This window comes from Acinetobacter sp. CY17 (genome assembly GCF_059515825.1).
The window spans coordinates 1-13360 of sequence record NZ_JCAKMX010000038.1 but is presented as its reverse complement, the minus strand read 5'-3'; the positions used below and the strand labels follow the sequence as shown (position 1 = coordinate 13360).

At 39.2% G+C, this 13360-nt stretch carries 9 protein-coding genes; all 9 read left to right on the top strand.

Annotated features, from left to right (window positions below; translation table 11 throughout):
- Positions 1 to 1774: hypothetical protein (locus tag AC5YCI_RS15660; RefSeq protein ID WP_496175892.1), on the top strand; the 1774-nt coding region annotated here is incomplete at its 5' end.
- Complete coding sequence (locus AC5YCI_RS15655) at positions 1771 to 4854, top strand: beta strand repeat-containing protein (RefSeq protein WP_496175891.1); 3084 nt, start codon at positions 1771 to 1773, stop codon at positions 4852 to 4854. The genes AC5YCI_RS15660 and AC5YCI_RS15655, both read left to right, overlap by 4 nt.
- A 140-nt stretch (positions 4855 to 4994) precedes the next feature.
- Positions 4995 to 6662, top strand: a complete 1668-nt coding sequence (locus AC5YCI_RS15650) for a poly alpha-glucosyltransferase (RefSeq protein WP_496175890.1) — start codon at positions 4995 to 4997, stop codon at positions 6660 to 6662.
- A gap of 12 nt (positions 6663 to 6674) precedes the next feature.
- Positions 6675 to 9029: a YheC/YheD family protein gene (locus tag AC5YCI_RS15645; RefSeq protein ID WP_496175889.1), complete on the top strand. Its 2355-nt coding sequence runs from the start codon at positions 6675 to 6677 to the stop codon at positions 9027 to 9029.
- A 341-nt stretch (positions 9030 to 9370) separates the two neighbouring features.
- Positions 9371 to 10381, top strand: a complete 1011-nt coding sequence (locus tag AC5YCI_RS15640; RefSeq protein ID WP_496175888.1) for a hypothetical protein — start codon at positions 9371 to 9373, stop codon at positions 10379 to 10381.
- A 395-nt stretch (positions 10382 to 10776) separates the two neighbouring features.
- Positions 10777 to 11826 (top strand): NAD(P)-dependent alcohol dehydrogenase, encoded by a 1050-nt coding sequence (locus tag AC5YCI_RS15635; protein WP_496175887.1) that lies wholly within the window; start codon positions 10777 to 10779, stop codon positions 11824 to 11826.
- Positions 11827 to 12289: 463 nt separating this feature from the next.
- Entirely contained in the window at positions 12290 to 12673 is a 384-nt protein-coding gene (tnpA, locus tag AC5YCI_RS15630; protein ID WP_218999213.1) for an IS66-like element accessory protein TnpA, read from the top strand.
- Positions 12616 to 13005: an IS66 family insertion sequence element accessory protein TnpB gene (tnpB, locus tag AC5YCI_RS15625; RefSeq protein WP_496175162.1), complete on the top strand. Its 390-nt coding sequence runs from the start codon at positions 12616 to 12618 to the stop codon at positions 13003 to 13005. The genes tnpA and tnpB overlap by 58 nt, the downstream gene beginning before the upstream one ends.
- A gap of 74 nt (positions 13006 to 13079) precedes the next feature.
- Positions 13080 to 13360, top strand: a 281-nt coding sequence (locus AC5YCI_RS15620) for an IS66 family transposase (protein ID WP_496175161.1), incomplete at its 3' end; no start/stop codon positions are given.

The window sequence follows — 13360 nt, the reverse complement described above, 5'->3', positions numbered from 1 at the left end:
GATGGCGACGCGGACGGCGACGCAGATGGCGACGCGGATGGCGATGCTGATGGTGACGCGGACGGCGATGCTGATGGCGACGCGGACGGCGATGCTGATGGCGACGCAGATGGCGATGCTGATGGCGACGCAGATGGCGATGCGGATGGCGACGCGGACGCCGACGCAGACGGCGATGCTGATGGTGATGCGGACGGCGATGCTGATGGCGACGCGGACGGCGATGCTGATGGTGACGCAGACGGCGATGCGGATGGCGATGCGGATGGCGACGCAGACGGCGATGCTGATGGCGACGCAGACGGCGATGCTGATGGTGACGCGGACGGCGATGCTGATGGCGATGCTGATGGCGACGCGGATGGCGATGCGGATGGCGACGCGGACGGCGACGCAGATGGCGACGCGGATGGCGATGCTGATGGTGACGCGGACGGCGATGCTGATGGCGACGCGGACGGCGATGCTGATGGCGACGCAGATGGCGATGCTGATGGCGACGCAGATGGCGATGCGGATGGCGACGCGGACGCCGACGCAGACGGCGATGCTGATGGTGATGCGGACGGCGATGCTGATGGCGACGCGGACGGCGATGCTGATGGTGACGCAGACGGCGATGCGGATGGCGATGCGGATGGCGACGCAGACGGCGATGCTGATGGCGACGCAGACGGCGATGCTGATGGTGACGCGGACGGCGATGCTGATGGCGATGCTGATGGCGACGCGGATGGCGACGCAGATGGCGACGCGGATGGCGATGCTGATGGTGACGCGGACGGCGATGCTGATGGCGACGCGGACGGCGATGCAGACGGCGATGCTGATGGCGACGCAGACGGCGATGCTGATGGCGATGCAGATGGCGACGCAGACGGCGATGCTGATGGTGATGCGGACGGCGATGCTGATGGCGACGCAGATGGCGATGCTGATGGCGACGCGGACGGCGATGCTGATGGCGATGCTGATGGCGACGCAGACGGCGATGCTGATGGCGACGCGGACGGCGATGCTGATGGCGACGCGGACGGCGATGCTGATGGCGACGCAGATGGCGATGCTGATGGCGACGCAGATGGCGACGCGGACGCCGACGCAGATGGCGACGCGGATGGCGATGCTGATGGCGACGCGGACGGCGATGCTGATGGTGACGCAGACGGCGATGCTGATGGTGACGCGGATGGCGACGCAGATGGCGATGCTGATGGTGACGCAGACGGCGATGCGGATGGCGACGCGGATGGCGACGCGGATGGCGATGCGGATGGCGATGCTGATGGTGACGCAGACGGCGATGCTGATGGCGACGCGGACGGCGATGCTGATGGTGACGCAGACGGCGATGCTGATGGTGACGCGGATGGCGACGCAGATGGCGATGCTGATGGTGACGCAGACGGCGATGCTGATGGCGACGCGGATGGCGATGCGGATGGCGACGCGGACGGCGACGCAGATGGCGACGCGGATGGCGATGCTGATGGTGACGCGGATGGCGACGCAGATGGCGACGCAGACGGCGATGCTGATGGCGACGCGGACGGCGACGCAGATGGCGACGCAGACGGCGATGCTGATGGCGACGCGGACGGCGATGCTGATGGCGATGCAGACGGCGATGCTGATGGCGACGCAGACGGCGATGCTGATGGCGACGCAGACGGCGATGCTGATGGCGATGCAGATGGCGATGCTGATGGTGACGCGGATGGCGACGCAGATGGCGATGCTGATATTGAAGCAGTTGATGATTTGGAGACAGTGAATCAGACCAATACAGATGTATTAGATAACTTAAATGGTGAAACAGGTGACTCTTTTGCATTATTAAGTGCGGATGCAATAGCAGGTATTATTGATGTAACCTTATTACCGTCTAGTTCTGAGCTTAATTTCACTGTAAATCCTAATACAACTCAGGATATTACGGTTGACGTTTCTGGTAATACAGGTTCTCTGAGTATAGGTGCTGTTGCCGGTGCTTTAGATGGTCTAATTTCAGCTTTATTGCTTGGTCAATCATTTAGTGGTACTGCAGATCTCTTAGTCATTGATCGAACTACTGGTGAAATTGTTGCTGTTGCTCAGGATTCAGTGACTTTAACACCTCAGTTAGTTGATTTTACCAATTTAGGAGTGATTACAACCTCTATCTCTGCAACAGGTGTTAATTTTGAAGGATTACCTCCAGGAGATTATACAGTTGCTTTATCAACCACTGAAACTGATGGTTTTATTGCAACAATTGTTGGTCTCATTGCTGGCACAGGTTTGTTATCAAATGTAGACATTACTATTGTAGATTCAGTGCAACATAATATGACTGAACTCTCGGGTAATGTATTAACAAATGATGATATTGAGGGAGAATTACATACACCGATAGCGACAGCAACGGTAGTGGCGATTGCTTCAGAAACGATTACTACTCCTCAGAATGTTGCTCCAGGTGCACCAGTAATTATTAACGGACAGCATGGTACATTGTCGATTAGTTCTGATGGCTCGTACTCTTATCAAGTAGACCCAACAGTAGATGCGGTTGGTAAAGTAGATACCTTTACTTACACCATTAGTGATGGAACACATACAGATACTGCTAATCTTAATATTCGTATTACGAAAGATGGTGTGACTGTAGAATGGAATGATAATAACCCAACGCAAGATGGAGTTATTCCACAAGATATTTCTGCAACTAATGATTTGTATACGGCATTGGCTCAGAATGTTGAAGATAACTTGAATGGAGAATCAGGTAACTCATTTGCTCTAGCAAATGCAGGAGTGATAGGAGATATTATCTCAGTCGACTTGTTCCCAAGTGGTAATGCTTTAGTATTTAATGTTGCTGACAATAGTGCACAGGATATTACTGTCAATGCGACTGGTACTACAGGTTCGCTAAGTCTTACAGCGATTGGTGGTGCCATTGATGGTATCTTGAGTTTAATTACTGGTGGTGGATACAGTGCATATGCTGATTTACTTGTAATTGATCTTCTGACTGGTGAAATTGTTCAAACTGCTTCAAATGCGGTAACAATTACCCCATCATTAGTGGGTAGCCTAAATCCATTGGATCCGGAATTCGGTCTGATTACTAACGTTATTTCAGCAACCAATGTACAGTTTAATGACTTACCTCCAGGTACCTACACTGTAGCTTTCTCTACAACTGAAACAAGTGGTATAGCAAGTCAATTGATTGGCTTAGTTGCAAGTAGTGGTGTATTAGCAAGCAGCACAATCACAATTACTGATTCAACGCTTCATGATTTTGGTCGTGTGAATGGCAATGTTTCATTAAATGATGATTGGGCAGCAGAGTCTCATGGTGATACAGCGGTTATATCATTGATTGCATCAGAAACTGTAAGTTCACTACCTGTAACTGCAGCAGGAACTACAATCAATGGCCAGCATGGTAAGTTGATTATCAAAGCTGATGGTTCATTTGAATATATTGGCAATGGTGATCCGGCATCTTACGGTAAGGTGGATAGTTTCACTTATACCATTAAAGATGACTACCATACTGACACTGCGGTACTCAATATTCGTATTGATGCTGATGGTTTAGGTGTTGTTTGGGACAATGAAAGTCTTGGACAAGATGGCACATTACCAAGTTTTGATGCGGTAGATGATGTAGAAAACCTTACTATTGCTGTAGTTAATGTAGTAAATGAAGACGTTATTGTACCGGTGACGACCACTGGAACAGTTACACCGAACTTTACTGACAGTACGCCTAATTTCTTAGGCAACTATACGCGCACATTCACTAATACCTTTACTGGTTCACAGTCATTTACTGTTAACCCTGATACAACAGTAACAGGTACAGCATTAATCAATGTTGGACTCGTTCCTACTGGTGTGCTTGAAACTAGTAATACATGGGGCACCGTGACAGCGACCTACACGATTAGTGGGCCAGATGGCGTGCTTAGTGCAGGTACGTTGATACGGGATACTAGTGTATTAAGTGATAGCTATAATGACTATATAGCACTCGCTGATTTTACGAACTTACCTGCTGGTACGTATACAATTAGCTATAATGTGACCAATGTAACCACAGGAGCTGGAACAGCTATCACAACACCATCTAATAATGGTGCATTCACGGTAGATCCTGCTGTTGTCACAGTAGATGAAACCATGCTTAATGAGTATGAGCCAGTTGTACCAGGAGCGTATTCAGTAACAGGTGACATCTTAGGCAATGACACAGCTTCAGATTTCGCGAAGCTTGAGATTGTACAAGGAGCGAATACTTACCTTATTGAAAATGGTCATCTCTATGTTAATGGTGAGGTACAAAGTACGACCAGCGTAAGTATCGTTGGTGACTACGGTACGTTAGTGTTGAATAACAATGGTACTTACACATATACCGCATCAACTGCAACAAATGTGTGGGGTAATACGGAGGAGTTCATTTACACACTAACGGATATTACTGGCCAAACAGATACAGCTTCAATCAGTATCGAATTGATTAGTGATAATCTGGCAGCTATGCCTGCTGTAGGTGCCCGTGCAGCCTTCTTCTTGAACAATGATGACACATCATTATTATTAGATGTGGAACCAAATGAAGAGAATGTATGGGATACTTTCACTACGGGTTATAATCCAAATGATCTTAGTGCAGTAATTAGTGATAATGAGCAAACTGGAAATATCACCTCTATCTCTACACCAGATGAAGAGATTGATTTAAGTATTCCAACCTCTATAACATCACCAACATCTGCATATGTAGAACCAGTAGCTACATTTGATGATGCAGCAACGTTAGAAGAGCTATTAAAAGTTAATCCATCGTTGTACTAATATAGTTTTTTAAAAAAAAGAGGTCCTTCGGGACCTCTTTTTTATTTATAAAAAGAAACATTTATCTTTATATGCTATGTATTCGCTATGTTATATTAATAAAAAATGGATACATATAAAAACATTCGGTGAGTCCCCCCATGACAGTTTTGAGCATCAAAAATTTTTCTCATGTTTTAGTTCTTAAAGAAAAACTTAAAGTATGGTTACTTGAAAACTTTTTAATTCAAAAACAAGCTTTATATACTTTATTTTTCTCTTACGGCACAGTAAACGAGCGCTGCAAAGTTTGGTCAAGTTCAGATCCAGAACCTCAAGTTTTAATTAAACGAATCATGAAGTTTATTGATCAATATTATGAAAAGAATCGATATTTACCTGAGTTTCTGAAATTTGATATCGCAGTTAATGTAGAAGAAAAACCATGGCAACAAGTTGTGAATGAGGTACATAAGCAGCCACACAATAATCATTATCGCAAAGGGATTAGCTTTGACCCTAAATTTAATATCTGCTTTTTAGAGCAAGAAATTTATGGTAGAGCAATTATTAAAGGTCTAACGTATAGTCAGCCAAATTTCTTTGATCAAAAAAATTTAAATAGTGCAGTTAAAGCTAAATATCCAAATATTTCTAAAGTTTTTGAATTAGATAAAATTACAAAGGTATGGACTTTCGATACAATTGCGAGTTTCTACGAAAATCAAAAATTAGTACCATTACAATCTACAGGTGCTCAAAACGGTGTACGTTATTTAGAAGGTAATAAGAAAGATCATATTCGTGATATTGTACTTAAAAATGCCGATTTTCTACATAACGAGATTCAAGAAAACGGACGCTTTGTATACGGTTACTTTCCTGCATATAATCGAGAATTAAGAGACTATAATACTGTACGTCATTGCACATCAGTCTATGCTTTAATTGAGACGTTTGAAGTCAAAGATCAGCCTCATTACTGGGATAACATCCATAAAGCAATCGATTACGCTTTAGAAAATTTTTATAAAGAAGTGAATAAAAATACAGCACATATGATCGATCATATGGGTAGTGATCTAGAAATTAAGCTTGGATCCAATGCTGCAGCTGTAATGATGCTTGCAAAATATCAAGAAACTACGGGCAATAATAAATATCAAATCTATGCAGAAAAAATTGCTAATGGTATACGTAGTATGATTGATAAAAATGGGCAAACCACACATGTGCTTTTATACCCAAGTCTAGAGGTTAAAGAAGATTTTCGTATTATTTATTATGATGGTGAAGCAGCGCTAGGCCTATTACGCTTATATCAACTTAATAATGATACTGTGCTTTTAAATACAGTGAAACAGATGTTTGATAATTTTATTGCTAAATCTTATCATAAGTATCATGACCACTGGCTCAGTTATTGCACTAATGAATTAATTAAAATTAATCCAGAAAAAAAATACTATGAATTTGGCTTAAATAATTATTTACAGCACCTTAACTTTATCCGTAATCGTAGAACAGCTTATGCAACTTTCTTAGAAATGTTAATGTCTGCGTATAAAATGGTATCTAAACTTAAAGCCCAAGGACAGGATGAGCTTTTTGAAAAAGCAAATTTTGAAGAATTAAAAAATGTCATTGAGCATCGCGTAGAATATCAACGCACTGGGATTTTCTATCCGGAAGTGGCTATGTATATGGCTAAGCCTAGTAAAGTTCTTAATGCTTTTTACGTTCGTCATGACCGTTTTAGAACACGAATTGATGATCAAGAACATAATTTATCTGGTTATGTCGCATACTTAAACTATTTCGAGAAATAAGAGAACAATAACATGAATAATAGTATTGGTATGTTACGAGCAATTGGCTCACCAGGTCCAAAAGCCAAAGCGATGGCATATATCTCCCAAATAAGAGGTCTAAAATTTTATTACTTTACTTTAAATGATATAGATATAGGTAATAAAAAAGTAAAAGCTTATACGTTAATTAATGATCAGTGGGTTAGACAACAAGTTGATTATCCCTACGTTATTGATAATGATGTTCGTTCACTAAAAAATAAAGTGATTATTAATGAACTAAGTCAATATTGTTATCTTACGACACAAATTTTAGGTGGGAAGTTAAAAACAACTCAATTGATTGAATCCTTACCACAGTACAAAGATATTATCATTCCTTATGAAATGATAAAAAATGAAGCACAATTACGAACATTCATTTTGAATAATAAGTATGTTGTCATTAAACCAGTTGGGGGTAATCAAGGAAAAAACATTCAATTTATACTGTGGGAGGATCGCAGGTATAAAATCAATGATGGCGGAAATATACACTACTTTTCAGAAGAAGATTTTTCTAGTTTTTATGAGGATAAAATTAAAGGACGCAATATTATATGTCAAAAATACATTTCTTCTCTAACAACACACAATCAAGCTTTTGATTTACGTGTTCATGTACAAAGAAATGGGAAACGTGAATGGGAAGTAACTAAAATATATGCTCGTATTAGTGCGGGTGAAGCATTAGTAGCTAACTTGTCTGCAGGTGGTAGTATGGCAGATGGTAAGTTATTTTTAAAACATCATTTTCCAGAAAAATATCTGAATATCTATAAAAAGATCCAAGATATTGGCTTAAATTTGCCAAGAGATTTTCAAAAATTTTATGCTAAGGAAATTGATTCTTTAGGTATAGATTTGGGTATTGATGAAACAGGTCACGTTTGGCTATTTGAAATTAATAGCTTTCCTGGGTCAAAATACTTTGAATTTGAGAGAGCATTAACTAGAATAAATTATTTAAAAACAATATTGAATACACGTAATAATATATCTTATATCAAAGAGAAACTAGTTGGTGATTGTAAACTTGTTATTGACAATACGCCATTAAAATCAAATCATAATATTGTGTTTTTAAAGAATAAGTATAGCAAAGTAGGAATGGGTTTATCTTCGATTAGAAAAAATATAGAGAAAATAAAGATTGTATTATATGCTGGTGATCCTATCCAAGATGAAAACCTACTACAGCAAACGAATTTTATACGTATCAATGATGTAGATAAATTTTTAATTGAATTAGCACATGCATTTAGACAAGAATTTAGTGGAAAAATTTATACGGTCACAGGTAGTGTAGGAAAGACATCTGTTTCGACATTATTGGCACAAATGATTAAATCACTTGACTCTGATACATTAATTAATTTGAAAGGAAACACCCCATTTTATATTGCAAATGGGATGACGCAGATTAACAATCAAAATCATGCAGTATTTGAGGTAGCTGGGGCCGGAACAATTAATGACGAACCTATAGGTGCTATTTCACACCAAATTTTACGACCTCATATATGCTTGTTTACTACTCTTGCACCTGCTCATATTGAGAAGATTGGCAGCATGAAAGCAATTGCTGAGCGTAAGGCAGCAGCTTTTAAGTATTTACCTGAAGGTTCTGTCTTGGTCATCAATAAAGATGTTGAGTATTTTGAATACATGATGTCCTTTGTACCTGATCATGTTAGGGTGTACACTTATGCTATGAATTCAGATGCTGATGCTAAAATCATTGAGCACAATGAAGATGGTATGATTATACAAATTGATCAAGTTAAAGAAAAAATCAATGTAAATGAGCAGGCTCCTGAGCTTAGACTCAACTATTTAGGTATAATTGCGGTACTGAAAATTTTATTTCCAGATCGATGGAAAGAAAGTTTATTTAAATTGAATGCTGTCAAAAAAGTGCATGGTCGAGGTAAAGTTTTAAATACAGTGTTTAATCATAAAAATATTACAGTAATCGATGAAAGTTATAATGCAAATCCAAGCTCGATGAAGCTTGCTATCACAAATTTTAATAGATTAAATACGAATAAGAAAATTGTTGTAATCTCTGAAATGCTTGAACTTGGAGATTTTAGTTTAGGCTATCATAGAGAGATTGTTGATTTAATTAATACGCTTGATTTTGATAAAGTTGTCCTCCTTGGAGAAATCTTTAAAAAATTAGAAATCATTAATGATAAGGTAGTAAATGCTGAAAATTTTGAAAACCTTAATCATATATTAGGAAGTGTAGTTGAAGATGGATCAAGCATATTGTTTAAAGGGTCGAATAGTACCGGTTTAAATCAATATGTTAAAGATAATTTTTATTTTTCTAAAAATTAAGTTAACTTAAAGCAAGAAAAGTTAAAAATACTTTTCTTGCAAATTTTATAGATAAATTTATATTAGAATACTATTAATTGTCTGTAATAAATAATGTGGATGATATAGCTGAATTTGACTTATATTTTACATTATTGAAATAATTAATTTTTTATTTTAGTTGATTTAATTTAAAAAATTATAGCTGTAGAGTTTAATTTGATTTTAGCTCTATAAAGCTACAATTTAAATATAAAAATTTAAGGCTGTTAAAAATATATTATCAATTTTGGAAATATTCAAGTGTGATTTGAGGTATATAAAAAATATTTTTCTAATAAAATTAAATGTCTGAGAGGTTGATGGTGAAAATAAAATCATCTTTATATTTAATGAATATGTCTAGTATAAATCCTTTAGGACGACTTCCAACTTTTGTGAATACAAAATGTAGTGCAACCATAAGGGTACCTAAAAATATAAACCAAGTTTATATAAAAAATGAGGTGCGAATTTTTTATACTGATAAAATAACAAGTAAACATGCTTTATTAGACTGGAAAAGTACAAACCAAAATCAAATCCCAGATTACATTGAAAATATTGCTATACAAGCGACTACAACTATAGACACCTTGAGCTATCTAGGGTTTTTGCATCCCTTAATGAGCGATCGGTATAGAGACCGAGCCCACTACATAGATATTTATGTTAGAAATATTGGTACCAAAAATGGGATCGCTTATGAAAAACCTTTATATAATTATCATGGTCATCAGTCTGGATGTGGACTCAGTATTTATTTAAACCCTCAACTTGAGGGTTTTCCGGACAGGTGGACGGTAGTATGTCACGAAATTTTTCATCTTTATCAATATAGCTATGCACAATTTAAGAATCGTTGGTATTTAGAGGGTATGACCAACTGCTTAGAACGCTTAATGCGTGAAGGTAAGGGGGAAAAATATTTAACACCCTTACCTAGTACAAAAGATGAACTAGAGAAAAACGTATATAACGTACCTTATACACATATTTGGCACAGATTAGCTTATTTAGCAAAGCATACAAATCTAGCAGAAAATTTACCTTTACCTATATCACTTTTAGAACGTTGCTATACAGATGGTACTCCTGTTTTTAAAGATTGTGATTTCAACGGCTATATCTTTATGCGCCGATTTTTAGAAAATTTAAACATAAGTTCCTTAAGAATCAGCAAAGAAATGAATTTATCGCCCTACGCATGGACTGAAAAACTACAAAGATCTGCAGAATTTTCTCCCGTGATTTTAAAAACTATTCAAGAAACGATGATTGAATTGAATATGAACCAATCGAAGGAGGAGAAGGCATTTCTCAAGTTGAGATAGAGAGTATTCTCTTACCTTTTACTAAGCTAGTTATATAAATGTGTATTTTTCATGAGAATTTTAAATTTCATTGATTCCTAACGATTAAGCAATGAATTAACAACTAAAATAAATTTATTATCAGTTGATCAAACATGTTCTAGCTCCTTGAGGTTTCAATTTGATTTAAGTTTAGCAATGACAGTAAGCTATTAGCTAAATTTCCACAAGAAAAGCTCATACTTGAAATGAATCAATTCCGCAGCGAAATTTTTAAAAATCTTTCGACATCACAGTATGGATAATCCATTTGAAAAATATATTATAAACTATTGATCTACTCATTAAATGCTAGGCAAAACAGATCAAAACACGCTAAGTTAAATCCTAACTTTAAAACATTGGATGACGTGATAATGACTGAAATGATTTATGCCTATGCCGCACTTGATGCACATACTCCATTACAACCTTTTCATTTTCAACAACGTAAAATGCGTGCGGATGATGTGGTTATTGCAATTGAATATTGTGGTGTCTGTCACTCTGATTTGCATCAAGCACGTAATGATTGGGGATTTAGCCATTACCCACTTGTGCCAGGCCATGAGGTTGTAGGGCGTGTGAAGAAAATTGGCCCAGCAGTGACTAAATATCAAATCGGAGATTTGGTTGGTATTGGTTGTATGGTTGATTCTTGTCGCACCTGTTCTGCCTGCCATACAGGATTAGAGCAGTACTGTGAAGAGGGCAATACAGGCACTTATGGTAGCTTAGACCGGCACGATCAAACACCCACTTATGGTGGCTATGCGCAGAGTATTATCTGTAGCCAAGATTTTGTACTTAAAGTTCCTGAAAATTTATCTGCTCAAGCTGTAGCACCCTTGTTATGCGCCGGCATTACTACTTGGTCACCATTACGTCACTGGAAGATAGGTGCGCATTCTAAAGTAGCTATAGTTGGCTTAGGTGGTCTTGGTCATATGGCAATCAAACTGGCCCATGCATTAGGTGCAGAAGTTACTTTATTCAGTCGCTCACCCCATAAAGAAGCGGATGCTAGAGCTCTGGGTGCAGATCATGTTGTGCTTTCGACAGATGAGTTACAAATGCAAGCGGTCAATAATCAGTTTGATTTAATTATTGATACTGTGCCTTATGATCACGATTTAAAACCTTATATTCCTACCTTAGCACTCAACGGTAGCCTAGTATTAGTGGGTTATTTAGGGGAAATTAGCGCACATTCTGTCCCTATGATATTAGGACGGAAATCCATTGCAGGTTCTTTAATTGGTGGTATTGCAGAAACGCAAGAGTTATTAGATTTTTGTGGTGAACACAATATTGTTTCAGATGTTGAAGTGATTGCCATGCAAGACATTAATTTGGCTTATGAACGTATGCTAAAAAGTGATGTGAAATACCGCTTTGTGATTGATATGAAATCATTGCATATATAACGCATAAAATGGTGTAGTCGTAGGGAGGTTTTTCTGCAAATACCTCTCTCTATTTAAAAACAATGACAGAAAATGCTATCTATTCCCAATAGAGACTTTCTATGAACACTTGCTACAGCGTTATGTGATTTTTAAATTAAAATAGGCAGATGTGAGCTTAATATTTTTACCAAGATCGAGCTGCAGAAAAAACTGTATAAATAAGTTAGAAACAAGTTTATCCACAGCTATTGTGGATAAATATGGCAGTTTTAGCTTTGATATATATGTATAAATGGTTTTTTTGATTAAAAAATGATCAATTTAAGGGCTTCATAAGTTATTAAGGCTTTTTATTTTAATAAATTCTTTATTTTTAGTACTTTAGAAGAACTCAAGTAAGCGTCCGCTGAACACACCTTATGAATTCATCCTATAAGCCTTAATTTAGTCCCCACTTAAAAACAAGTGGGGACTAAAATTTATGACTACAAATCACCAGACATCCATCGCATCTCTTGCGAAAAAACGAAGAACATACAGTGCTGAATTTAAACAGCAGATCGTTCAGGCTTGTAAAGCACCGGACGTTTCAATTGCTTCGGTCGCTTTGCAACATGGATTGAATACAAATCTTGTATCCAAATGGATTCGCTTAATTGATGCTAAGCCAGGGAGTGATCGCTCACCACTACCGAATAAACCTGCATTTATTGCCTTATCTTGCTCTGCACCATTAGATCCTACTCCTACTGACATGTTAAAGGTTCAAATTACTTTACCCCACTCAAAAGCAGAAATTGGCTTGAAATGGCAAGTATCAGAAATATCTGCTTTAGCAGAATTACTCAAGGCACTGGCAACATGATCCGCATTGATGAAATCTGGCTTTCTACCCAACCTCTGGATATGCGAGCAGGGATGGATACTGTCATGGCTCAGGTGGTGAGAGCCTTTGGCTACATTAAACCGCATTGTGCTTACCTGTTCTGTAATAAACGTGGCCATCGTATGAAAGTGCTGGTACATGATGGACTGGGCATCTGGCTGTGTGCCAGGCGGCTGGAACAGGGAAAATTCCACTGGGCTCAAGTTCACCAAGGTGAAACCGTGGCCCTCAACCCGGAACAGTTACAGGCATTAATCCAGGGTTTGCCCTGGCAGCGCATTGGACGACAGCAAGTGGTCACAATGCTCTAAACCAAGCTCGGTTATTCTGCTATTCTCCAAACGTTCTATTTCCTCTGCGTCATGACCTCAGGCATACTGCGATCATGAATACGCTGCCTGACTTAAGCCAACTGACCCATGAACAACTGCTGGAATTTACCCAGCAGTTGGCAATGCAGCATCAGTCTCTGGCACAATCAAATCAAGAATTAGAAAAATCAAACCAGCAATTGGATGCCAAAGTTCAGCATCTTTCTATTCTCAATCAAAAATACGAGCATGAACTGGCGCTGTTTAAAAAGCATAAATTCGGCAGTAAAAACGAACATCTCACCGCAAAACAAATCCATCTATGGGACGAAGCGGTCGAAGAAGATATCGCAGC